This is a genomic window from Wolbachia endosymbiont (group A) of Nomada flava, assembly GCF_964027055.1.
In the GTDB taxonomy this organism is placed as follows: Bacteria; Pseudomonadota; Alphaproteobacteria; order Rickettsiales; family Anaplasmataceae; genus Wolbachia; species Wolbachia pipientis.
This window is the reverse complement of the sequence record NZ_OZ034725.1, coordinates 341,811-366,729: the sequence shown is the minus strand read 5'-3', so window position 1 is coordinate 366,729 and position 24,919 is coordinate 341,811. Positions and strand designations below refer to the sequence as shown.

The following is a 24,919-nucleotide window of genomic DNA, read 5'->3' as shown; positions in this document are numbered from 1 at the left end:
TGTGTGCTGCAGTAACAAACAAAGTAATGTTTGTGAGAAGCTTTATTGAAGATGAAGGAAGGTCCTTCGAAATCGGTTTTCAGGAGCAGGTTTCAAACCACCTTAAGTGGCTCTATTTAAGAGATAGGGTCATAAGCGTTAAGGAAAAATCAGCGTAAGAGCTGGAAGGTGTGGATCAGAAAGGCGAACGTAAGTGAACCACTGATGAACGTGTCGAAAAGGGAAGTGAACATCGAAAGGAGGAGTGAGTCGTTCTCCTCTTAATGAGCTTACAAGAAACCTGATTACTGTGTAGGTGGTGTTCGGCATAAAGGTGGCGCGAGTCTGATCTGGGCTTTAATAAGGAACTGCAGGAACCAGTCGATTTGATGAAAAGCGAGATAAGCAAGAGGCTAATCCTCAAGCTTTAGAGTAGCAATGCAAATCACTGGGGCGGATCAACTCGTAGTAGTGAAGAAGTGGTTGTAATGACTATGGAGCGAAGGGGTTGAGCTAGTCGACTTTAGTAAATCATTCAACTTGAAGGAGGATGAAAATGATTGAACGAACAAAGCCTTTTGATATACCGAAATCTCTAGTGTTTTCGGCTTATAAAAGAGTTAAAGAAAACAGAGGAGGAGCAGGTATTGATGATCTAACAATTGAAAAGTTTGATCAAGACTTAAGCAAGAACCTTTACAAGCTATGGAATAGGCTATCTTCTGGTAGTTATTTTCCACCAGCAGTCAAGGCTTGTGATATAATTAAGACAGAAGGAGGAACAAGGACACTTGGGATACCAACTGTTGCCGATCGTATAGCACAGGAAGTGGTGAGAAGTGTTTTAGAACCAGAACTTGAGAAGGTATTTGATGAGGATTCATATGGTTATAGGCCAAATAAGTCAGCATTAGATGCCATAGGAAAAACGAGAAGGCGATGCTTCGACCAAGATTGGTTAATAGAGTTCGACATCAAGGGAATGTTTGACAACATAGACCACAATCTACTGATGAAAGCAGTCAGAAAGCATACCACAAATAAGTGGGTTCTCTTATATATACAAAGATGGCTAAGTGCAGAGATACAGCAAAAAGATGGGACAAAAATAAAGCGTCTCAGTGGGGTGCCGCAAGGGGGTGTAGTAAGTCCTATCTTAAGCAACCTATTTATGCACTACAGCTTTGATATGTGGATGAGAAGAGAATATCCAAGTGTAAAGTGGGCAAGATATGCTGATGATGGTGTTATACATTGTGTAAGCAAGAGTCAAGCACAACTAATTCTTGGTCAACTTGAACAGAGACTGAAGATTTGCAAATTGGAAATAAAACATACGAAGACCAAAATTATCTATTGTCAAGATGGAAAACGAAGGGATAATCATGAGAATGTATCATTTACATTTCTTGGATATGAATTTCGAAAAAGACTTGTACGAAATAGAAAAGATAGTAGTCTGTTTGTAAGCTTTACTCCAACTGTAAGTAAAGAAAGTCTGAACAAGATGAAGAAAGAAATTAGAAGCTGGAAATTTGCTAGAAGAACAAACTTGGAAATAGAAGATATATCACGAATATGTAATCCAATCCTGAGAGGATGGTTTAACTATTACGGGAAGCATCATATAACTGCACTAGATAGCATAATAAGAATGTTTAATAGGAAACTCAGAAAGTGGTTCCAGACAAAGTACAAAAAGCTGAGAGGACACAAAACCAAAGCAGCTAAGGTACTAGAAAGAACTGCAAAGAGCAGACCAAGTCTGTTTGTGCACTGGAAATTGAGTATAGGGTTAGGGCAATGACTAGTGGGAGCCTTATGAAGCGCGAGTTTCACGTAGGGTTCTGGAAGGGGCCAGGAGGGAAGTTCTCCTGGTCTACTCTCCTCCCTACGTCATGCCGCCGCGGTATCTCTTAGCCGCTAACAAGCAGCGGGATGACGATTGTCAGGGTGTCATCCCAGCGCCCCTATGATGTCATCCGAGTAGCCAACACTGGTTTCCATCCAAGACGGTGTCATTCCAGTGCTTGACACTGGAATCCAGACTTTAATTGTTATACTTGTAAATAATCTGGTGAAAATAAACGTTCATCTCAAAATGCAGTATTTTTGTTGAAATAGCTCAACTGGATCCCAGTGTCTGGGCACTGGGATGACACCATAGGAGGCTACTTGGATGACAGCAGTCCTACGTCATACCGCCGCAGTATCTCTAGATCCCGCTAACAAGCAGCGGGATGACGGTTGTCAGGGTGTCATGAAAGTAGCTGACACTGGAATCCAGAAAAAAAGAAATATGTATCAGCTACTTTCATTTGCTGCGCCTCAAAAATAAACGTTCATGTAGCTGTAAGTCAAGCCATAAATCCAGTATAAAGACCTTTAATTATTGGCTTCGTAGTACTTTTCAACCAACTTATTAAGTAACCTTACACCAAAACCTACTGCTCCTCTTGGGCAAATGTCAGTACCTTTTTCGTGCCAAGCAGTGCCTGCGATATCTAAATGTGCCCAGCAAGTTTCATTCACAAAACGCTGTAAAAACTGTGCAGCCATTATGCTATCTCCACCAGAGCCTACAGGAGCAATGTTTTGAACATCAGCAATCGGTGAATCAATAATTTTGTCATAAGTTTCATTCATAGGAAAACGCCATAACTTCTCACTTACTTCATTTCCTGCATCAATCAGACGGTTTGCTAATTCATCATGATTTGAAAAAAGACCAGCATATTCGTTATTTCCAAGTGCAACCACTATAGCACCAGTTAAAGTTGCAAGATCAATCATAAATTTTGGTGAGAATCTGTCTTGCGTATACCATAAAGCATCTGCAAGTATGAGCCTTCCCTCTGCATCGGTATTCAACACTTCTATCGTCTGTCCAGACATTGAAGTTACTATATCACTCGGTCTTTGAGCATTACCATCCACTGCATTTTCTGCAAGTGCGACCACACCGATCGCATTTACTTTTGCTTTTCGTCCTGCTAAAGCATGCATCACCCCAACCACAGCAGCAGAGCCTGCCATGTCATATTTCATCGACTCCATACCACGTGAAGGTTTGAGCGATACTCCACCAGTGTCAAACGTTATGCCTTTACCAACAAAAGCTATTGGCTTTTGTTCTTTAGCAACTCCATTCCATTTTATCACTACTAATTTTGGTTCTTTACTACTTCCTTGTGCAACTCCAAGCAAGGCTCCCATTTTTTTCTCTTCCATCTGCTTTTTATCAAGCACCTCGATTTCAAGGCCAAGCTTAGTAAGTTCTTTTTTTATATGATCAGCATAGGATTCTGGATATAGAATGTTAGGAGGCTCTGTTATAAAAGAGCGCGCAAGGAATATACTCTCACCTTCTTGCCTTAAGTGCTCAAATGATCTTTCAGCATTACTTAATTGCTCATCTTTTACTAATACGGTAATCTCCTCTACCTCTGTAATTTTCTCATCCTTTTTAGTTTTATACTTATCAAACTTAAAACTACGCAGAAACGCACCATATGCAACATTTGCTGCACTACCTTCGATTAAAACCGCTGCTTTTTTAATTTTTAATCTGCTTAGCTCACAATATATTTTACCACCAATATTTAATTCTTTATTTTCATTCCATTCATCCTTCTTACCCAGTCCAACAACTATAACATTTTTTTCTTCTGGCAAAGCAGTAGAGAAAAATTCACCAAAACTTCCATTGAAATCGCTAAATTGCTTTATATTATCTATGACCTGTTTTCCTTGCAAAACTCCGCCATCATTTACGGTTTCGTTGTCTTCAAATAAACCCATTACTATTGTTTTAAAATCGGGCGAAATTTTAGAAATTGTTATTTTCATTGCTGGCATCTCCATTGCAAATAATTGTAAACTGTACATAAAACACAGCAAAAACATCAGTAAGATATTTTTCATATACATCCTAAGTACAATAACACTTAAGTTTACTATGGACTCCCTTACATGCAAGGTTTTTTATCTTTTATTAGAGAACTTATTATATCCGCCCAAGGTAATGTTAAACGTATAGGTTTTTATGACCTGATCACTGTAAGTAAATGGTGTTATGAGAAGGCTTGCAAGCCCATTACTAACAAAATCTCCAAGAACAGGATCAGCACAATTATCGCAATTATGGTCAGCAAAAAACATTTGCGTTGTGAATTCTGGAAAATCTGGATGTTGAACTAGAAAGTTGATATGTGGAGCTCTATCACCAATTTTACCAGGTGCTATCGTAACAAAATTATAATAGCCAAGATTATTCACTACAAACCTTCCTGATCCAGCAAAATTCGGATCATCCTCTATATTCTTATCGTAATGGTTCACGCCGCGTGAATTCGCGTGCCATATAGAAACTACAGCATTTTGTATTGGTAAACAGTTTATATCAGTAATTCTACCCACTATGTGTATTAATTCTCCTGTTGCACTATTTGGAGAACCAGGTTTCCTTCTTAAATTGTTTGAAGAGCTAAAATTTTTTGGCCTTGCATCAAGGTCATATATTTCCGGAGTTTCAATGCAGTTGAGCAAAACAGGATCAGCTGCAAATAGCGGCAAACTGAATACCATTTGTACTAAAAACGCTAATAAGATATTTTTCACATTCATTTTATTTATAATAGACTTCTTGCATAACCATATAACAAACTTTTATTGGAAATAGAAACGAAAAAACTTGCTTGACACCCTTCGCCAGCCCCTTATCATGAAACTGAAGGTATTCAGTTATCTTCATCTGTGCAGATTAAACAGCAAGAAAACAACGTAGTTGGCGTCTTATTTTTAATTTTTTGCACTATGTGCACCTTATGTCTTTATAAAATTTCTAGGTTTTTACCTAATATAAGCTGAAACGCGCTATTTAAAACATTAAAAAACGCCAACTTAAAAAATGGATAGTGAATAACTAGCTACCCTAGGGTTTCTTTTGCCTTTTTTTCTGTTTAGTAAATTGTATCCGTTCAGCGGAGTGGTAGAATAAGGTAGACAAAGTGATCTAAAAAGATAATCATAGAGCAAAAGTGAGGTAATGTGGTAAACCTTTTAGAACTCTGCAAAAATTTACAGCAAAAAATAGAAAAGTTGGAAGGGAGGATAGAAGAGTTAGAGGCAGAAAATAAGGCCTTGAGGATTGAGAACGCTGAGTTGAAAGAGAGGCTTGGTTTAAACTCGAAAAATTCATCTCTACCGAGCTCTAAAGAATTGTACAAAACAAAAAAGGACAAGCCAAAAAGCGAAAGGAATGTTGGCGATCAGGTTGGGCATAAAGGAAATTTTCATGCCACAATGGAAGCGGATAAAGTAGTAAAAATAGAGTTGCCTAATATTTGCGAATGCGGAGGAGAGCTTGTAATATGCGAAAAACCTTATGTGCACCAAAAAGTTGATCTTCCGGAAATTAGGCCTTATGTAGTAATTGGAACATGGTCGTTGTCGGAGATGCAGAAAAAGAAAAAGTAGCAAGTTACCAGAAGGTGTTACGCCAGATACATTTGGTCCAAGGGTTAAGTCTATAATTGCAGCACTCAGCGGATTTTACAAAAACTCAAAGCGTGAAGTGGCTAGTATCATAAATGACATTTTTAATTTGAACATAAGTGTTGGCAGCATATCAAATCTTACTATTACCCACAAATATAAATGTACTTATAAATAAAGTATTACAATATTAGAGTTTGCAAATATTGAGGGTATAAAAATGGCAAACGAGAGTAATGAATGGGCTAAAAATGAATTTGGAGATGCTGTACTTGGAGATAAAAGATTAACTGACCGATTAGTAAATATTGCTGATAGTTTGATAAGTTTACCTGAAAGCTCAATTAATGAGGCATGCGGAAGTTGGTCAGAAGCAAAAGCAGCATATCGTTTTTTTCAAAATGAGAACGTAAAAGAAGTCGATATTCTAGCTTCACACATTGATAAAACAGTTGAAAGAACAAAAGCTCATAAAAGAATTCTTGTGATTCAAGATACAACTTATATTTCATACTCAAGCCATAAGCGGATTGGGAACTATTGCTGGAAAAGGAGCAGTAATGCATACAGCCCTTGCTGTTAGTACGGAAGCTGGGAATACTGGATCAAAAGATTTACTCGAGGCAACTCATTTCTGAAGAAGAAAAAAGACTAAAGAGCCATCGTAACAACGTTCATATTGAGGATAAAGAAAGTATGAAATGGCTAGAAAGTTTAAAGAAAACAAATAATATTATAGATCTGGCCCAAACCGAAGCTATAACTGTATGTGACAGAGAAGCAGATATGCATGATTTTTTTGAACTTGCACATAATCTTAACTCAGAAATTTTAGTAAGAGCTTGCCACAACAGAAATGTAAATAAAAAATTCATGCATACCAGGAACAAGCAAAAATTATGGTCATTGATCCAAGGTCTCCCTTGCGCTGGAAAAGTAGAAGTTGAAATCCCTGCTAGAGATAACAAGCAAAAAAGGACAGCGTTTTTAGAAATTAGATTCGGAAAATTTATCACATGAAGGCCATATAAAATGTAAAGAAGGTCACATAAAATATAAACCGACAGAGTCTACAACTTCACGCAATTCATGTTGTTGAAAAAAACTCTCCTCCCGAAGCAAGTCCTCTAGAGTGGATGCTTTTTTCCGGTCAGTACTTTTGAAGAAGCTGTTGAAAAAGTTAGTTGGTATTGTTTGAGATGGAAAATAGAGATATTGCATAAGATTTTAAAATCTGGTCTCAAAGTTGAGGAATGTAGACTTGGAACAGCAGAAAGATTAATGAGGTATTTTAACAGTCATGAGCATTATTGCTTGGAGAATTTTCTTTATTACATCAATTGCAAGCAACATTACCATGTACTGCCTTATTAGCTGAGGAAGAATGGAAAGTTTTATATGTTAAAATACACAGGAAACCATGTCCAAATATAGCCCCTACTATAAAAGAAGCCGTTTCGTGAACTTGGAGGTCATTTAGCAAGAAAAAGCGACCCAAAACCAGGACCAATTACTCTTTGGAAAGGGTGGAGACGTCTCTTTGATCTAGCAGAAGGATGGAGACTTGCTCATGAACCTCATATTTGTGGGTAATAGTAAGGTTTCTAAGGGAGGGAGTAGTAGTAATACTGCTTCCTTACCTGACCAGTTTGCTCGTGATAAAGGTTTTGAGAAACGCGCTCAATACTATGCTGCTAAAGCTTATTCAAGTCAAGCTCACAAAGGTGATCAAGATCTTAAAGGAGTTATTTTTATTGCTATCGCCGATTTTATCTTATTTCCTAACAAGCTGGCTTACAAATCTGATCACGTTACTTTTGATAAAATTACCTATGAACATGATCTCAAAGATTTTAGTTGCACTTTCATCGAGCTACCAAAGTTTAATAAGACAAAAGAAGATCAGCTTTCAAATATTGTTGAAAAATGGATTTATTTTTTTAGTGCGACCCTGAAAGTCGTGGTTTTGTGGTGGTTAAATTCCACTTTCCCTAGACATCGGGGATAATGTATATCTCACATTTTAAAGGGTGGCAACCTTTGGGGTGCAAGCATGAGATAAAAGCAGGTAACACTAAACCTCATGGTGAATCCTTGCAAACAGAGTTAGATATGATTACGAGAGGAACCTATGTTTGAATTGTCATCAAAGCATAGTATGCGAAAGGAGGTTGAATTACGCATAGACCAAAACGGTATGAAGCAAAAGTGGAACTAAAGATTGAAGACTTTAGTTATTGATGTTCCCAGCTTCCGGCAAATAGTAGGAATCTAAGTTTAACGTGAAACGAAGCCATGGAACGGAGTAACCACATAAAAGCTCTTATATTCATTAAAATATAAGTAGGTAGCCAACCACAAGCTGCTATGTGGAAGGATTGTTTAAGAAGCTAATGCCCAAAGTAATATCTGGGATATGCAGACGTAAACACTTTAATTTGGAAGGTAAAGTGGTGAATAGTAGTGAATATGTTATGGACCAGCAAAAAGCTAGGTATGAATGGAATGGAATTCCTTGGCGAAAGCTGAAGAAATCTTCATTTAAGCTACAAAAACGAATTTACCAAGCTTCTAAATGTAATGATATCAAAAAGATGCATAATCTTCAAAAATTATTGCTCAAATCAACAAGTGCAAAAACACTCGCTGTTAGGAAAGTAACACAGGACAATAGGGGGAAGAAGACTGCAGGTATTGATGGAAAGGCTAATCTTAATCAAAAAGAAAGATTACAACTATCATATTCTTTAGATATAAAAGAAAAAGCAAAGCCATCAAGACGCGTTTGGATCCCAAAACCTGGTAAGCCATCGGAGCATCGCCCGCTTGGTATACCTACTATATCGTGTCGAGCAAAACAAACACTTGTAAAAATGGCTTTAGAACCAGAATGGGAGGCAAAACTTGAGCCAAACACTTATGGTTTTAGACCTGGTAGATCATGTCATGATGCAATTGAAGCCAGATTTGATGTGCTAAAACAGAAAACAGCATATGTATTAGATGCTGATATTTCTGGATGTTTTGACAATATTAACCATAATAAACTGCTTGAAAACCACACCAACGTTAAAGAAAATCATAAGAAGATGGTTAAGGGCAGGCGTTATGGAAGATGGAAAGTTTCAATCCACAAAACGTGGTACAATTCAAGGAGGGACGATCTCACCGTTGCTAGCTTGTGTTGCATTACACGGATTAGAGCAACATATCAAAAAAGCATTAACAAACGAACTCTTTCAATGCATGAAAAGAAAATATGGTAGGATATCGCATAAAAACGCGCAAAAGTCTATTAGTGTAATTTTCTACTGTGATGATTTTGTCATCATACATGAAAATGAAGAGATTATTCTTAAAGCAAAAATTTTAGTTGAAGAATGGTTAGAAACCATTGGACTAAAATTAAAGCCCTCTAAAACAAGAGTTTCTCATACATTAAGAACCATTGATGAAACAAAACCAGGATTTGATTTTCTTGGATTTTCAATAAGAGGTTGTCCACAAACCAGTAAATCAAGCATATTCCCTACTTAACATAACTTTACTCATAGCCAGATATATGAAACTTTCAGTAGATGTTGTAAGTAAATCGTACTCCTTTGATAGCCTTCTATTTCTATTGATCCAAGCAAAAGTCCTCTCTACCACCCACCTTCTCGGCTGTACTGAAAATCCAGGATCCCGTTGTGGCAATAGTTCTAGTGGTGTATCTTTATGCACCCAAAACCTACATGGAGGCCTTTTGACAATTTCAATATCTATCCCATATTCTCTCTTTACGTAATCCTTTAAATCTTTTCCTTGGTATCCCATATCAGCCCACATTTTCTTAATATTGCTGTATTTTTCCTTCATATTGTCCAATGCCATCTTCACCCCATCTCTGTCATTTTCGCTTGCAGCTCCTACATAGCAACCAAGCACAAATCCTTGAGTATCTGTGATTATATGTCTTTTTCTCCCCTTTACCTTTTTCGCACCATCATAACCTTTGACCCCCCTTTTTCCGTGGTTTTTACCGATTGACTGTCCACTATGCATGCGCTCGGCTCCTCATTTCTTCCCATTTTTGACCTACTATATTTAGTGATATCATAGTTCATTTTCTCAAAAATTCCCTGCTTTTTCCATCTTCTAAACTGTTCATGCACAGCCTTCCACGGCGGAAAATCGTGTGGTAAATAGCACCATTGACATCCTGTGCGCAGTATATAAAGAATTGCATTTACTATCTCACACTTACTGTATTTTGGTGGCCTTCCTCCTTTCTTGTACGATACTCTGAAGTGTTTTTCTATTCTTGCCCATTCCCTTTTACTTAAATCTGTTGGATATTTTTTCCTCATCTCTTACCTCAATATTCTTTCTTTATATACTACGTATTCCTTGGTTTATGGACAACCTCTAAGAGGTTGTCCGGAAACAAGTAAATTCAAGCATATTCCCTCTTTAACATAACCCTACTCATAGCTAGGTATATGAAATTCTCAGTGGATGTTGTGAGTAAATCATACTCCTTCGATAGCCTTCTATTCCTATTAACCCAAGCAAAAGTCCTTTCTACAACCCATCTTCTTGGCTGTACTTTAAACCCTTGTTCTCTTGTTGGTAGTAGCTCAGGTGGCGTATCTTTGTGCACCCAAAATCTACATGGAGGCCTTTTAACAATTTCAATATCTATGTCATATTCTTCCTTTATGTGATTCTTTAAATTTCTTCCTTGGTATCCCATGTCAGCCCACATTTTTTTAACTTTAGTATATTTTGTTCTCATATTGTTTAATGCTATTTTAATACCATCTCTATCATTTTCGTTAGCAGCGCCTACGTAACAACCTAGTATAAAACCCTGAGTGTCTGTAATTATATGCCTTTTTCTACCCTTTACTTTTTTACTTCCATCATAGCCTTTGATCCCCCCTTTTCTGTAGTCTTTACAGATTGACTATCTACTATACAGGCACTCGGCTGCTCATTCCTTCCTATTTTTCTTCTACTATATTTCATAATTCATTTTCTCAAAAATTCCCTGCTTCTTCCATTGCCTGAACTGCTCATACACAGTCTTCCATAGCGGAAAATCATTTGGTAAATACCGCCATTGACACCCTGTACGCAATACATAGAAAATTGCTTCTAATATTTCTCTTTTGCTATACTTTGGCGGCCTTCCTCCTTTCTTGTATGATACTCTGAAGTGTTTTTCTATTCTTGCCCATTCCCTTTCGCTTAGATCTGTTGGATACTTTTTTCTCATCTTTACCCCGTACTAAAATTTCAGATATTATAGCCTTTTACTTGTTTCCGGACAACCTCTCATTGTCTCCTGGGTCAAGTCTTTATAATTCACAAGAAATATCTCAATATTTGCAAAGTCGTACTTTCCTGATAAAACATCTTCTTCTTTAATATCAATACTATTTAATATCCCTTCAATTTCTAGATTATCAGTTTTTAAATCGCTGTTTAATATTATACTACTGGCTGTAAATCCACTTGAAGATTTATAGAGTATATTATCAATATTTAAATCTTCATCATAGTCAGTGAATCCCATTACTTCTCCACCTGCGAGCTTTAATTTCCAGCACGTAGCGGTGGTAAGTAATTCTCCAGCTAAATGATTTTTTAGTGTGGTTTGCATAGGGGCCTCCTGCTTAATTGATTAAATTTGAAAGTAGCTATACGGCCAGTAGAATAAGGGCAGTGTGTTCTTTTCTCATCATCTAAGTAGCCATAAAGCGTCATTCCGGTGACCATAGGGTGTCATTCCAGTGCTTGACATACAGCTGTACAAACATTTGTTTGTAAAGGCAGTATGTTAAGTGTTATAGCCGGTTTTGCCTCAAAGACAAAGGCAGTGCCCAGACACTGGGATCCAGAAAAATTGATTGTGCATTATACAACATTTTCGATCAAAAGCTGGATTCCAGTGTCAAGCACTGGAATGACAGGAAAGGGGTGCTGGGATAACAAGGAGAGAAATACTGGTATGACAAAAATTGGCACTGAGACGATAGAAAAGGAGCACTTATGGAATATGGCTACAAAGGCTTATACTCTTCAATATTGCCTAATTTAGCATCCTCAATACCTGAAAGGATTTCTTTAATGATGTTATAGCTTAGCTCCGGGTTATCTTCAACAACTTGACCAATTTTAGCCCAATGCTCGATTTGTTGTGGTACGGAACGATTTTGTAACATGGAATGGGACTGTACTATTTCCTCAAATTCTCCATCAAGATTTACTGTTATATCCATGATATTGTTACTTCTACTTTAAGCTATTATACCATATATTGGAAATTTTTTCAATATAAAATTTTCATCTGGAAATACACACCACAGTTAACTGTGGTGTGTACTGGCTGGTTAGAAAGAAAACTTCACACCAGTAAGAAGGAGAATTCCTTGGTTAGAAGGTACATCAGCATCAGACTCATCTTTCAGCTTACCTGTTTCGTTAGTCATAAAATAATGGAGAGCTGCGTAAGGAACAAATTTGCTCTTACTGCATGCAGGAGACAGATCATATTGAACGCCAAGTGCACCATCATGAAGCATATCTTTGTCATTCATTCTGCTGCCAAAGTACGTCAAACTTGTGTAGATATTCTCATGTTGATACCCAGCTCCTACAGTCCAATACATGGTATTGTTATCGAATTGAGCTAAGCCTTTAATTCTTTCATACTCTTTATTGTCCTTACTTTGATCTTGAGGATCCTTTTCAGGAATTTGTTTATAGTCATCATTACCTTTTATTTTAATACCCTTCGGTTGACCAGATTTGCCCAAGTATGCAAAAGAGGCAGCAAATTTTATGCCTTGATCTTCATTAATCTTATAATCAGCGCTTACACCCAAATTAACACCCATCAGATCATTATACTCCACAAATTCCTTATAAAGATGCTTATCTTTACTTGGTTGCTTTGGAAAGCCATATTCACCAACTGCAGAAGTTTTAACTTTTATGTTATATTTATCAAAGTCATATTCATATGATGCACCAGCACTTACTATGTGCTCATAGTCTGGACCGACATGCTTTATCTCTTCTTTATGCTTTATCACCTTGGTACCACTTATATCCTCCTCAAAAGGAACTGTTTCTTTTACAGTAAACAAACTACTATCATAACGAGGTGCATAACTGATACCAAACCTTGCGCCCATATAATTTGGTGAGTAGTAAGCAACTCTAAATGGCAGTGTAGTCATAACGCCTTTGTTATATTTCCCTGCCATGCGGAAAGAGAATTTTTCACTTTCACTCGAAAAACTTTCAGTGTAAAGACGTGGTGTTACATAAAATGGAAAGCTTGCAGCGCTTCCTTCTAAGTTCACTTTTCTGAACCAATCACTATCTGCAGCTCCGTCAACAGTTGCAATTCTTGTTGCATCAAGTCTCATCAGAGCCTCAGGACCAAATTGATAACCAAGCTTCACGTCACCATATTTTGAGTTAACAAACACATGCGCACTTCTGCCTTTTGCAGCATAAACACCCTGTGAAGCTCCCTTACCTTCGGTCACTGGGACATGAAACTGCACGTCAGCACCATAAAGAAGACCTAAATCTTCATTCTTATTTTCTGCTCTGAGGTGCAATATTGCATCAGCAATCATACCCATATCGTTGCTGTAATCACCAATATTTCCTATTCCTTCATAGAATATTGGATTTGCTCCTCTTGTTATATCTGGAGTGGCATCATAATACTCTGTAGATCTGTTTGGCATAACGTTATAACGTTTATAATCTGCGCCACTTGGTCCAGCTTTGCCATAACCTTGAGCATCAACAACACCACCAAAAGTTATTCTTAAATTACTTTGCCCTTGATTGGTATCGATAATATCAACTCCACCAACTGAAACAACAGGACTTGCCTTACCTTTTTCCTCTGTATTTTTGTTAACAACTTTTACATCCTTCTTTACATCTTTAGCTTCAACTTTAGCATTCTTAGTTTTAGAACGCTTAGTTTTTGAAACTTTACCTTTTTCTATATTAGAATTCTTAGCGTTTAGAGCTTTCGCTTTTGAATCCTCTATAAGCTTTGCTTTTTTCTCATTTGCTAGCCTGATCTCCTCTTTTTTCTTCTGCTCGGCTGCTAATCTCATCTCCTCCTTTTTCTTAAGCTCTTCAGCTTTTTTTCTTGGATCAGCATTACATATTCTGTCCATCTTTTCTTTCAGTTTTTTATTTGATGTTTTCATAACTTCTGTTTTTCCAGAAGTTTTTGTGCTCTCTTGCTTTTTTATTTCCTTCATACTCTCATCAGGAAAGTCAGCTGCAAAACTGCTGAAAGAACATAAAGTTAATAAAGAAACTAGAGCAGTTCTAGTATACATAGACTTTTTCATGAAGTGCCCCCAAAAAATTTCGAAATCATATCTTAAATGTAAATAGTATAAAAATGTTGAAAATTCAACTTAAAGCAACCTTATAACGAAAATAAAAGTAAAATGCAATACCTTAAAAGCAACTTTCTTAATATGCTCAACGTGTATATTAACCAAAATTTAGTACAGAGGTTCGCTTGTTAGTGCATTATAACTCGACTATTTATTCTATGGAAGTAAAATTTTTCCACCACAAGTTCTTTCCCATTCTTCTTTAAATTTCTTTAGGTATTCTTTTTTTTCGCACTCTAAAAGCAGCTCTTCCGCACTTTTGTTGTAGCTTTCAGTAGTAATCCTTCCCTGATGATGCATGAACCTTAAGTAAATCAAATAAGTGTTAATTACATCTGTTTCACAATAATCTCGAATCTCTTGTATCTTGCCGCTATCGTATAAGTCCATAACTTGTGACCCATCAACTCCAATCTTACCAGGAAGATTAAATGCTGCACAAACTTCGTTCATTTTTACTCTCGCAGAAGCTCCAAAATCAGAGAGGGATTCAAGTAAGTCACAATGCCAATCACTGCTATATCTCTGATTGTAACTATTCCACTTATCGCCAGCTTTATGAAAATATTCCGCTTGAATGCCATGGACCATAGCACGATACTTCAGCACTGGTATATCAAAAGTGCGTCCGTTGAACGAAACTAATCTTGGCTTTTTCTCTGATATGTAGTTAAAAAATCCTTTCACTAGCTCCTTTTCACTGGAATTTAGTGTGCCTCCAGATCTTATTTCTTGCAGTGTGAACACCTCATAACCACTCTGGTAGCTTATATTGCAAAGTAAAAAACTAATAACTACAACAAGGTGAAAAGGCTGACGCAGAAAAGAGTTTTGCCCGTTTGTTATTTCAAGATGATATTTTGTTAATGCATCCCTCTTCTCTTCTACACTACTATCATCACTAATATTGAGTAAATTTTTGCAGGAATTTACATCTGGTATAGTTTCAATATCAAATACCAATAAAGAATTAAGCATTGCCTATATACTCCTCCGGACGGTCGATCCAAGGTCGCACTTTCACAAATAAAAAGAGGTGTACCTTGCACTCAAATAATTTTTCTAGTTCAGCACGCGCTTCGATATTAATTTTTTTAATATTACTGCCATCTTTTCCTAGCACTATTTTTTTATGACTATCTTTCAACACAAATATGATCTGCTTGATGACTAAACTCTTATCTTTTTTTTCCTCAAATTGTTCAGTTATAACAGCTGTAGAGTATGGCAATTCTTCACGCAAGTTCAAGAATAATTTTTCTCTCGTAATTTCTGCTGATAAAAAATTTGTCGAGGAATCGGTTATTTGATCTTCTTCATAAAACCAGGAGCTCACCGATGCAACTTCAGACAAGTAATTCATCAAATCAGAAAGTCCATCATTCTTTAATGCTGATATCATAAAAACCTTTTCAAATTTATAAAGCAAATTCAGATGCTCATGCGCCATCTTTAATTCAGGCCTTTTTACCAAATCAGTTTTATTGATAACCAAAATGCATCTGCCTTTTGTGCGCTGCAGCCGCATAAATATAGTCTTAATTCTTTCTATATTTTTCAAATAATTGCTTACATCAACAAGCAACAAAGTGATGTCACTATCCTTAACTGCCGACCATGCAGATTTGACTAAAGCTTTTTCAAGTTTTGTTTCTGCTGAGAAAATTCCTGGGGAGTCAGTAAAGACAATTTGTGTGTTGTTGCATGTTGCAACACCCCTTATTTGCGTCCTTGTTGTTTGCACTTTAGGAGTGACAATTGCAATTTTCTTGCCTATGATGCTGTTAATTAATGTAGACTTCCCAGCATTTGGTAAGCCAGCTATGGTTACAAATAAGCATTTTTGTTCTTTCACAAAGAAAATTATAAAGAAAACTGAATGCCCGCGTCAAGCTACTTATATGACAAGAAGGATGACAGAAACCTTTTTGGTTAGCATGCAAAAAGGAAAAAAACTTATTCTACAAATTAAAAATACAATATACTCAAAAACTTTTCAGAAAATCCATAGGAGGGTTTGCTAATGAAGGCTCTTAAGTTGACGCCATTGCCTGAACGACTGCTTGATTTAAGGGTAACGTTTTAACCATAAGGTCACTAACTCCTTAATATGTGTGTTCATAATTTGATTTTCCACGAAAGACATAATAGCAATAACCAGTGTAAGTTAAAATGATTGGTAAAAGCGGTATTATAACAATGAGCATTAAAGATAAACTTGGCCCAGAAGCAGCTGCATCCAGAATGGTATATTGAAAAGGTATAATCCATGGGTAGATACTAATTCCTAAACCTAAATATCCCATAAAAAAAATAGCAATACTGAGAAAGAATGGACGGTACTCCCGTTTAGTATTCTGAAGATCAAACCACAGCATGAAAAATAGCCAAGATGTGAGTAATGGAATAGAAAATAAATAATAAAAATTTGGCATGCTAAACCAAAAGTTTTTAATACGTTCATTTAAAAATGGTGTCACTACACTCACTAGTCCCATGAAAATACCTACAAAACCAAGCGTATAAGAAGCAACCTTGCGTGCCCATTCTTGTGTTATATTTTCTGTCTTCATTATGAGCCATGTAGAACCTAAAAGTGCATATCCAAATATCACAGCAATGCCTGTCATTACACTAAAAGCACTTGCCCAATCAAATTGGCCACCAGAAAAGTTGCGTCCGTTTACTTCTACACCATGTATAAATGCACCTAAAATCATGCCTTGGCAAAATGCAGCACCAAGTGACCCAAAATGAAAGGCATAATCCCATAATCGCCTGTATTTTCCTTCTGCCTTAAAACGAAACTCAAAGGATACTCCGCGCACTATAAGGCCAAGCAGCATAATAATGATTGGAATATAAAAAGCAGGCATTAATATTGAATATGCAAGAGGAAAAGCAGCAAACAACCCTCCACCACCCAATACCAACCATGTTTCGTTTCCATCCCAAAATGGTGCAATTGAGCTTATCATGTGATCACGGCATTTATCTGACGGTGCAAAAGGAAGTAAAATACCAATACCTAAATCAAACCCATCCATTAAAATATACAGTAAAACAGCTATGGCAATTAGTAATCCCCAGATTAGGGGTAAATTAATTAAGGAAGAAAAATCAAACATGATTGTTGTCCTTTCCAGATGTACCAGCATCAATCACTGAAGCTCCAATACCGTGTTTATAAAATTGCTCTTCTTCTTTAATGACAGGAATTCCTTTATATATAAGTTTTAGGATATAGTAACTGCCTGCTCCAAATATAAGGGTATACATAACGATAAATGCAATCAAAGACCATGCAACCTGAGGACCGGTAATCGCAGGTGAAAATGATTCAATTGTGCGCATAATTCCATATACAGTGTAAGGTTGACGACCAATTTCAGTAGTAAACCAACCTGCAAGTAACGCTATGAACCCAGACGGCATCATTGATATCCACCATCCATGTAAGAAACAACTTTGGAATAATTTGCCACGAAGATACTGTATAACACTTACTAACCCAATTATGATCATTAAAATTCCAACTCCAACCATTATACGGAAGGACCAGAATACCCATACTACAGGTGGTCTATCTTCTTTTTTCCATTCCTTTAATCCTTTTACTTCTCCTAAAAAATCATGTGTTAAGATCAAGCTGGCAAGATTAGGAATTTTTATCTCGTAGTGATTAATTTCATTTTGCTGATCCGGATAAGCAAATAAAAGTAAGCCAGCCCCTTTTTCGGTTTCCCATATACCTTCCATTGCAGCAATCTTAGCAGGTTGATGCTTTAGAGTATTTAATCCATGCTTATCCCCCACAAACAACTGAAATGGTGCAGCTAAAGCTACCATAATGGTTGCCATACCAAACATAATTCTTGCTTGAGGAGCATGTTGCGTTTTCCAAAGATAAAACGCCCCTACACCGCCCACCACGAACGCTGTTGTAAGATAGGCTGCTGTTACCATATGAATAAAGCGATAAGGGAAAGAAGGATTAAAAATAATCTCTAACCAATTGGTTGGATATAGGAGACCATTCTCACCAATCGTGAATCCAGTGGGTGTTTGCATCCAGCTGTTGGCTGCAATAATCCAAAAAGCTGAAATAAGCGTTCCCACTGCAACAATACAAGTAGAAGCAAAGTGCATACGAGGACTTACCCTATTCCATCCAAATAGCATAATACTCAAAAAAGATGCCTCCAGAAAAAAGGCTGTTAAAACCTCAAAGGAAAATAGAGGGCCGAGAACATTGGCTATGCGGTCAGAAAAAATCGACCAATTGGTACCGAGTTGATATGACATTACAACTCCAGATACCACTCCCATGCCAAAAGCAACGGCAAAAATCTTGATCCAGAATTTATAAACATCACGGAAACGTGTATCACCAGTCTTAAGCCAACACCATTCCAAAAAGGCTAGAAAACTTGCAAGCCCGATCGTGAAAGCAGGAAATATAATGTGAAAGCCTATTGTGAAGGCAAACTGAATTCGAGCTAATAATAAAGGATCAAATTTAAACATTTTACCTAATACCCATGTATTACAAATAATAGCCAAATCTGCCTATAATTCAATCCATTTTTTCACAAAATTGACCTTACCCAGAAAAAGTAGAGAGAAAGTTAAGACGTTTTTGTCATGAGAATAAATTGTGCAGGAATACAACTGTTCTCCCTTGTCATACCGTCACGGTATCTCTAGATCCCGCTAACACGTAGCGGAATGACGATTGTCAGGCCAGCGCCCCTATGATGTCATCCCAGTGCTCCTTTTTTTGTCATCCCAGTGCCCAGACACTGGGATCCAGGAAACTTAGTTGCAAGTAATGCATTGGGTTTGGTGAGTATGGGTTTTGCGTTATAGAATGAAGCACTTTTGGTGAATTTATAAAGAAAGCTGGATCCCAGTGTCAAGCACTGGGATGACACCCTACTAGCAGAAGTTACTCTCAAATGTTTGTTCATGTTAGCTACAAACATTAAGAAATTTACCAAACGAAAAAAAAGGCAAAAGAAGCCCTAGTCATTGTCTATTTTCAGTATTGGTGTTTTTTAAGTCTTAAACGCTGCAATTTAGCTGCTTTTAAATGCAACTCACCTTAGTTTAAATGTTTAAGAAATTTACTAAGCAGAAAAAAAGGCAAAAGAAACCCCGTGTTAGCTAGTTGTCACTCTCTAATCCTGCAAATCGGTGTACTATACTGTCTTAAACGACTTATAAGCGCGTTTCAGCTTATATAGGTAAAAACCCAGAAATGTTGTGAAGACATAAGATGCACATAGTGCAAAAAATTAAACATGAGACGCCAAATACGTTGAGTTTTTTTGTCATTTAATCTGTACAGAGAAGATAAATAAATAGCTTCAGTTTCATGATAAGGGGGGTGGCGAAGGGTGTCAAGTAACTTTTGCATTTAATCCATTTCTATGGCTTATATAATAATCGTTATTGTAGTATAATTTAGAATAATGCAATAGATACCTAAATGTTTTAGCTATTAATTATATGTTGCACAAGAGCACATATTGCAATACTATCTAGGTTAGAAATTGAGGAGGTTGAATGAATTTTACTTTACCTGAATTACCATATGATAAAACAGCTTTAGAGCCTTACATATCTGCAAAAACTTTAGACTTTCATTATGATAAGCATCATAAAGGGTATTTAAATAAACTCAATGAGCTGGTTGAAAATACGGATTATCAGCATGTGAAAATTGAGGGATTAATAACAGAAGTTCATGGTAATAGCAGCAACTTGCCTATATTTAATAACGCAGCACAAGTTTGGAACCACACTTTTTATTGGAACTCAATGAAAAAAAATGGTGGTGGTAAGCCTAAAGATAGTAGTCTTTTAGCAAAAAAAATTCAGGACGATATCGGTGGCTTTGATAAATTTTATGAAGAATTCTCCAATTATGGAGTAAGCCAGTTTGGTAGTGGATGGGTGTGGTTAGTGTTTGAAAAAGGAAAGCTTAAAATCACCAAAACTCCAAATGCAGATTTGCCATTAATTTATGGTCAAGTTCCATTACTCACTATGGATGTGTGGGAGCACGCCTATTATTTAGATTGTCAAAACCGTAGAATTGACTACATAAAAGTTTTCCTTGATCATTTGATTAATTGGGATTTTGCAGAAGAGAACTTAGAAGAATATATGAGATGAATATACCCCAGGTAACAAAATTAGATAATGGTCTGCGCATAATAACTGAGCAGGTGCGTGATATTGATTCCGTAGCTTTAAGTATACGAGTTGGTGTTGGCAGTAGAGCGGAAAGTGCAAATCAAAATGGAATATCCCATTTTCTAGAACACATGGCTTTCAAAGGGACGAAGACAAGAACTGCCTTTGAAATTGCAAAAGCTTTTGATGACATAGGTGGAGTTTTCAACGCTAGCACCGGTAGAGAAAGCACCACCTATTATGCAAAAGTTCTCAAGAAGGACATCAAAACTGGTATTGATATATTAATAGATATATTGATGAATTCAACATTTCCAGAAGATGAATTGGAACGTGAGAAGGGCGTTGTAATACAAGAGATTTTTCAGACTAATGATTCACCAAGTGACATTGTTTTCGACAAATATTTTGAGGCAGCTTATAAAGATCAACCTTTCGGCAGGTCAATCTTAGGCACGCAAGATACTGTAAAATCTTTTACTCGAGAAGATCTAGATAATTACATAAATGAGCATTACTTTGGCGAGAATATGCTATTTGCCGTTGCAGGAAATGTTGAACATGAAGAAGTTGTTGCATTAACCAAAGATTTTCTCTCAAAGATTCATTCTAAAGAGCTGAAAAAAAGCCAAAATGCGAGCTGTACTGGTGGTGAGTATTTAGAACATCGTAAATTAGATCAGGTGCACTTGCTAATTGGTCTACCTAGTGTTTCTCGCCATGACGATAAATATCACACGTTTCAAGTGCTTGATTCTATATTAGGGAGCGGAATGTCATCACGTTTATTCCAGGAAGTAAGGGAAAAGCAGGGATTAGCTTACTCTGTTTATTCATTTAATTCCAGCTACACTGATACAGGGATGTTTTCCATTTTTGCTGGCACAGATAGTAGTAACTTAGATAAGCTTTTAAAATCTATAACGACAGAGTTGAAAAAGTTGTCTACAGATAATCTGAAGGAAGAAGAGGTAAATAGAGTGAAAGAGCGAGTAAAATCCCAAATTTTGATGTCACGCGAAAGTGTTAGCTCACGTGCTGAAACATTGGGACACTACTACGGTAACTATAATAAATATATCAGTAAAAGTGAATTAATAGAAAAAATTAGTGCAGTTACCACTGCTAACGTAAAAAAAGCAGCAAAAGAATTATTATCTCAGCATGAAAAAACCACTCTAGCTGCAATTGGAGAAATTAAATCATTGCCAAGTTACAATAAAGTGGTTTCTATGCTTAAAGCTTAGTGCATTAGTTTTAATTCTTCTGTCAGTTAACTCTTGTTTTTTACACATAAATCACTTATTTCTTCCAATCCCTTCTATATTTCTGCTTTGTATAACCCTTTCCGTATAATTTTTAGTAGGTACTGGTGGTGCAAGTGGTTTTTTGCTTACAGGGTTTGAGTCTATACCTTTCTTTTGCCGATGATAGTTCTGTGCTTCTTGAACGGTCTGAAATATAGGCTCCCCATCATTATAGTTTCCTCTCACAGAGTTTGAGTTTATGTCTTTCTTTTGCCGATGATAGTTCCGTGCTTCTTGAACGGTCTGATGTGTAGGCTCCCCATCATTATAGTTTGAGTTTATATCTTTCTTTTGCAAATCAGCGTTCAATAACTTTGATATGTTTTGCTCCAGCTGGTCGCCTTTATAATTATTGTTAAGATCTTTGATTTTCTCTTTTTTCTCGATTATTTGAGCTAAGGACTCGACAATAATATCTTTGTTTATTCTTGAAGCATCTATTGGCTTACTTCCTTTGACAGTAATTTCACTACTTCCTTGCTTATTACTTACATTATAGCCCTGCCCTTCAATTTTTGTTGCCACTTCTCTTCTAAATAAATTGCAAATAGCATTTATTACCTCTTGAATACAATCTTGAAAAAAAGCTTTGATTGCCTTGAATTCTTGTGCTAAGGAAACGATTTGAATATGTGCGTATTTTTTACCTGGTGATAACTCTTCAGCATTCTGGTATATAGATTCTATTTGCTGAGGGTCAAGCATCATTGCATGACGTTTTGAGCGTGTTGGGTTTGCTTGTGTTTCGGATGACGACATGTCCTTAATATCTTGTTTTTTATTCTCACCATCAGCAACCATACCATCACTTGATTTCCTTTTTTGAGGAAGTGATGATAATAACTCTTCAGTGTTCTGATATATGGGCTCTTTTTTCCTAAGATTTTCGTTTTTGTTATCATTAAGCGCCTTATCATGTAACTTTGTGAATTGACTAAAATTATCTTGTATTATCTGCTGAACGTCTATTGGTTTACTTCCTTCAACAGTAATCCCACTTTCTCTTTCCTCACTACTCACACTATAGCCTTGCTTTTTGATTGCTTCCATTACTTGTTTTTTAAAAGCATCTTGAACATTATGTATCGCTTTTTTTGATCTAACACCATCTTCATTCAGAAGAAGCCTAATTCCTTTCATTTCTTCTTTTAAGGAGATGGTGCTTTTATTAGCTGTAGCATATAGTGATTCTTCTTCCCTTAAATTTTCATAAATTGGTTCTTGTACCAAGTTAGCATTGACAAACTCCTGTACTCTTTCTAGATAACCAACATTTTTGTCCTCTTTAGGTACTTGAATGCCTTCAAATTTAATATTGTTTATATCTTCAACACTCAGCCCATTTTCTTTAAGCCATCCCTTTCTTTTGCTCATTGATTCAACGAACTCATTAATTCTTTTTATGTTACCCACACTATCATCAACCAACATAACAGTTTTTGGTAACCGACCATTGTGATTGTTCTTATAATTCACAATTGCCTCACAGATGTGCAAATTCTTTCCGACTTGACTTTGTTGTTCTCTAACATCTAACTCTTGCAACTGACTATCATAATCTCCTGGAAACCCACCAAATACAGAAATACTACCTGTTTGTTTTTCAGATAAACCTAAATAATATTCCGCTACTTTTTTTACAGCATTTGGATATCCTGTATATGATGCAATATTAACTTCTATTCCACCTGAAAGTGCAGATTGTAATGTAGATTTCAACCTCTCTTCATTTTTTATTCCACCTGTACTCCCTAGAAAATTTCCTATATCAATGTCAGTCACTGCATTATTTTGAGTAGAAACAAAGTCACTTTTGCTTAACCTAGAAAAAGCATTGTGCATGTGCCCATTAGTAATAGTGTTATCAAAGTCAAATATTAATAGGGTATTGTTTCCTTTAGCCATATCTTCACCTCTAATCCTTACAAATCATGGATAAAGGTTAACATTAATAGATTAATTATTTATTATAGCACTTCTGAAGGAAAAATAATAAAAGGAAGAGTTAACAGAATAGACTTCTTGCATAACCCAAACTAAGTAGAAAAAAGGTATAGCTATACCGCCGCGGTATCTCTAGATCCCGCTAACACGTAGCGGGATGACGAATTACTTAACCATCATCTACACCGTCATACCGTCACGGTATCTCTTAGCATAGATCCCTTACTTAACCATCATACCTTAGAGGTTGTCCACAAACCAGTAAATCAAGCATATTCCCTACTTAACATAACTTTACTCATAGCCAGATATATGAAACTTTCAGTAGATGTTGTAAGTAAATCGTACTCCTTTGATAGCCTTCTATTTCTATTGATCCAAGCAAAAGTCCTCTCTACCACCCACCTTCTCGGCTGTACTGAAAATCCAGGATCCCGTTGTGGCAATAGTTCTAGTGGTGTATCTTTATGCACCCAAAACCTACATGGAGGCCTTTTGACAATTTCAATATCTATCCCATATTCTCTCTTTACGTAATCCTTTAAATCTTTTCCTTGGTATCCCATATCAGCCCACATTTTCTTAATATTGCTGTATTTTTCCTTCATATTGTCCAATGCCATCTTCACCCCATCTCTGTCATTTTCGCTTGCAGCTCCTACATAGCAACCAAGCACAAATCCTTGAGTATCTGTGATTATATGTCTTTTTCTCCCCTTTACCTTTTTCGCACCATCATAACCTTTGACCCCCCTTTTTCCGTGGTTTTTACCGATTGACTGTCCACTATGCATGCGCTCGGCTCCTCATTTCTTCCCATTTTTGACCTACTATATTTAGTGATATCATAGTTCATTTTCTCAAAAATTCCCTGCTTTTTCCATCTTCTAAACTGTTCATGCACAGCCTTCCACGGCGGAAAATCGTGTGGTAAATAGCGCCATTGACATCCTGTGCGCAGTATATAAAGAATTGCATTTACTATCTCACACTTACTGTATTTTGGTGGCCTTCCTCCTTTCTTGTACGATACTCTGAAGTGTTTTTCTATTCTTGCCCATTCCCTTTTACTTAAATCTGTTGGATATTTTTTCCTCATCTCTTACCTCAATATTCTTTCTTTATATACTACGTATTCCTTGGTTTGTGGACAACCTCTTAACATAGATCCCGCTAACAAGTAGCGGGATGACGGTTGTCAAGGTGTCATGAAAGTAGCTGACACTGGTTTCCATCCAAGACGGTGTCATCTAAGTAGCCTCCTTCTCCTGTCATCCCAGTGCTCCTATAATGTCATCCCAGTGTCAGCTACTTGGATGACATTATAGGAGCACTGGGATGACACCCTACTTAACCGTCATACCGCGATTCATTCGCGGTACCTCTTAACATCTTACTATTACCCACAAATATAAATGTTTGCTGCATAGCTCTTAATGGCATAATTTTTGCTTGAAATAACTGTTTATATGGTGCAATTTACAGCTTTTAGTTGCTAAAATTATAACTCTTAGTTTAATAATTTTAATCTCATAAGCTTTCAGGTTAATAAAATTAAACTAT

At 36.7% G+C, this 24,919-nt stretch carries 20 protein-coding genes and 4 pseudogenes; 10 read left to right on the top strand and 14 right to left on the bottom strand.

Annotated elements, in window-relative coordinates; genetic code table 11:
* The first annotated feature begins 535 nt into the window (after nt 1-535).
* Together ltrA and AAGD70_RS01870 are read left to right on the top strand one after the other, a co-directional pair.
* The gene (ltrA, locus tag AAGD70_RS01875) at nt 536-1,786 is read left to right on the top strand and encodes a group II intron reverse transcriptase/maturase (RefSeq protein ID WP_218914941.1); all 1,251 of its coding nucleotides are present in this window, start codon (nt 536-538) and stop codon (nt 1,784-1,786) included.
* A gap of 372 nt (nt 1,787-2,158) precedes the next feature.
* Complete coding sequence (locus AAGD70_RS01870) at nt 2,159-2,317, top strand: hypothetical protein (protein WP_156518069.1); 159 nt, start codon at nt 2,159-2,161, stop codon at nt 2,315-2,317.
* 47 nt (nt 2,318-2,364) lie between these two features.
* On the opposite strand, the gene AAGD70_RS01865 is transcribed toward AAGD70_RS01870, so the two are convergent.
* Together AAGD70_RS01865 and AAGD70_RS01860 are read right to left on the bottom strand one after the other, a co-directional pair.
* Nucleotides 2,365-3,867, bottom strand: coding sequence for a leucyl aminopeptidase (locus AAGD70_RS01865; protein ID WP_174525416.1), 1,503 nt, complete (start codon nt 3,865-3,867; stop codon nt 2,365-2,367).
* Between the two features lie 96 nt (nt 3,868-3,963).
* Complete coding sequence (locus AAGD70_RS01860) at nt 3,964-4,605, bottom strand: protocatechuate 3,4-dioxygenase (protein ID WP_065095006.1); 642 nt, start codon at nt 4,603-4,605, stop codon at nt 3,964-3,966.
* 423 nt (nt 4,606-5,028) lie between these two features.
* Here AAGD70_RS01860 and AAGD70_RS01855 point away from each other — a divergent pair.
* The 5 genes and pseudogenes from AAGD70_RS01855 to AAGD70_RS01835 form a co-directional block, all read left to right on the top strand.
* Nucleotides 5,029-5,641: pseudogene (locus AAGD70_RS01855) on the top strand (DUF6444 domain-containing protein); the annotation flags it as partial.
* A gap of 54 nt (nt 5,642-5,695) precedes the next feature.
* Nucleotides 5,696-7,068, top strand: a pseudogene (locus AAGD70_RS01850) (IS4 family transposase).
* Between the two features lie 7 nt (nt 7,069-7,075).
* Nucleotides 7,076-7,417: pseudogene (locus AAGD70_RS01845) on the top strand (PD-(D/E)XK nuclease family transposase); the annotation flags it as partial.
* A gap of 451 nt (nt 7,418-7,868) precedes the next feature.
* Entirely contained in the window at nt 7,869-8,741 is an 873-nt protein-coding gene (locus AAGD70_RS01840) for a reverse transcriptase N-terminal domain-containing protein (RefSeq protein WP_218914940.1), read from the top strand.
* Nucleotides 8,623-9,012, top strand: coding sequence for a reverse transcriptase domain-containing protein (locus AAGD70_RS01835; protein WP_410541904.1), 390 nt, complete (start codon nt 8,623-8,625; stop codon nt 9,010-9,012). Before AAGD70_RS01840 ends, AAGD70_RS01835 begins: the two co-directional genes overlap by 119 nt.
* Here the strand turns inward: AAGD70_RS01835 and AAGD70_RS01830 are convergent.
* The 3 genes and pseudogenes from AAGD70_RS01830 to AAGD70_RS01820 form a co-directional block, all read right to left on the bottom strand.
* Nucleotides 8,992-9,824 (bottom strand): IS5 family transposase gene (locus AAGD70_RS01830; protein ID WP_341814088.1). Its coding sequence is split into 2 segments (ribosomal slippage): nt 8,992-9,458 and nt 9,458-9,824, totalling 834 coding nucleotides; the frame shifts between segments, so codons are not numbered across the junction. The genes AAGD70_RS01835 and AAGD70_RS01830 overlap by 21 nt on opposite strands.
* A gap of 86 nt (nt 9,825-9,910) precedes the next feature.
* Nucleotides 9,911-10,735 (bottom strand): annotated as a pseudogene (locus AAGD70_RS01825) (IS5-like element ISWpi1 family transposase).
* A gap of 27 nt (nt 10,736-10,762) precedes the next feature.
* Complete coding sequence (locus AAGD70_RS01820) at nt 10,763-11,122, bottom strand: DUF2163 domain-containing protein (protein ID WP_082941402.1); 360 nt, start codon at nt 11,120-11,122, stop codon at nt 10,763-10,765.
* A 174-nt stretch (nt 11,123-11,296) separates the two neighbouring features.
* Here AAGD70_RS01820 and AAGD70_RS01815 point away from each other — a divergent pair, with 174 nt between their 5' ends.
* Nucleotides 11,297-11,560 (top strand): WPE palindromic element domain-containing protein, encoded by a 264-nt coding sequence (locus AAGD70_RS01815; RefSeq protein WP_065094881.1) that lies wholly within the window; start codon nt 11,297-11,299, stop codon nt 11,558-11,560.
* On the opposite strand, the gene AAGD70_RS01810 is transcribed toward AAGD70_RS01815, so the two are convergent.
* The 7 genes from AAGD70_RS01810 to AAGD70_RS01780 all read right to left on the bottom strand — a co-directional run bounded on the left by AAGD70_RS01810 (nt 11,523) and on the right by AAGD70_RS01780 (nt 18,889).
* Nucleotides 11,523-11,741: a TA system antitoxin ParD family protein gene (locus tag AAGD70_RS01810; protein ID WP_065094882.1), complete on the bottom strand. Its 219-nt coding sequence runs from the start codon at nt 11,739-11,741 to the stop codon at nt 11,523-11,525. The two genes, AAGD70_RS01815 and AAGD70_RS01810, sit on opposite strands and share 38 nt — an antisense overlap.
* 111 nt (nt 11,742-11,852) lie before the next feature.
* Nucleotides 11,853-13,853: a porin gene (locus AAGD70_RS01805; protein ID WP_065094883.1), complete on the bottom strand. Its 2,001-nt coding sequence runs from the start codon at nt 13,851-13,853 to the stop codon at nt 11,853-11,855.
* A gap of 207 nt (nt 13,854-14,060) precedes the next feature.
* Nucleotides 14,061-14,882: a 3'-5' exonuclease gene (locus tag AAGD70_RS01800; protein WP_065094884.1), complete on the bottom strand. Its 822-nt coding sequence runs from the start codon at nt 14,880-14,882 to the stop codon at nt 14,061-14,063.
* Nucleotides 14,875-15,759 (bottom strand): GTPase Era, encoded by an 885-nt coding sequence (era, locus tag AAGD70_RS01795; protein WP_065094885.1) that lies wholly within the window; start codon nt 15,757-15,759, stop codon nt 14,875-14,877. The genes AAGD70_RS01800 and era overlap by 8 nt, the downstream gene beginning before the upstream one ends.
* Nucleotides 15,760-16,009: 250 nt before the next feature.
* Entirely contained in the window at nt 16,010-17,032 is a 1,023-nt protein-coding gene (cydB, locus tag AAGD70_RS01790) for a cytochrome d ubiquinol oxidase subunit II (protein ID WP_010962802.1), read from the bottom strand.
* Entirely contained in the window at nt 17,025-18,431 is a 1,407-nt protein-coding gene (locus tag AAGD70_RS01785; RefSeq protein ID WP_065094886.1) for a cytochrome ubiquinol oxidase subunit I, read from the bottom strand. The genes cydB and AAGD70_RS01785 overlap by 8 nt, the downstream gene beginning before the upstream one ends.
* Before the next feature lie 233 nt (nt 18,432-18,664).
* On the bottom strand, nt 18,665-18,889 hold the full coding sequence (locus AAGD70_RS01780) for a hypothetical protein (protein WP_065094887.1): 225 nt from the start codon (nt 18,887-18,889) through the stop codon (nt 18,665-18,667).
* Between the two features lie 583 nt (nt 18,890-19,472).
* Here AAGD70_RS01780 and AAGD70_RS01775 point away from each other — a divergent pair.
* Together AAGD70_RS01775 and AAGD70_RS01770 are read left to right on the top strand one after the other, a co-directional pair.
* Entirely contained in the window at nt 19,473-20,084 is a 612-nt protein-coding gene (locus AAGD70_RS01775) for a superoxide dismutase (protein WP_065094888.1), read from the top strand.
* Nucleotides 20,081-21,352, top strand: coding sequence for a M16 family metallopeptidase (locus AAGD70_RS01770; RefSeq protein ID WP_065094889.1), 1,272 nt, complete (start codon nt 20,081-20,083; stop codon nt 21,350-21,352). Before AAGD70_RS01775 ends, AAGD70_RS01770 begins: the two co-directional genes overlap by 4 nt.
* A 51-nt stretch (nt 21,353-21,403) precedes the next feature.
* Here the strand turns inward: AAGD70_RS01770 and AAGD70_RS01765 are convergent, their stop codons facing one another.
* Complete coding sequence (locus AAGD70_RS01765) at nt 21,404-23,317, bottom strand: hypothetical protein (protein WP_065094890.1); 1,914 nt, start codon at nt 23,315-23,317, stop codon at nt 21,404-21,406.
* Nucleotides 23,318-23,622: 305 nt separating this feature from the next.
* Nucleotides 23,623-24,455 (bottom strand): IS5 family transposase gene (locus AAGD70_RS01760; protein ID WP_264718686.1). Its coding sequence is split into 2 segments (ribosomal slippage): nt 23,623-24,089 and nt 24,089-24,455, totalling 834 coding nucleotides; the frame shifts between segments, so codons are not numbered across the junction.
* Between the last annotated feature and the right edge of the window lie 464 nt (nt 24,456-24,919).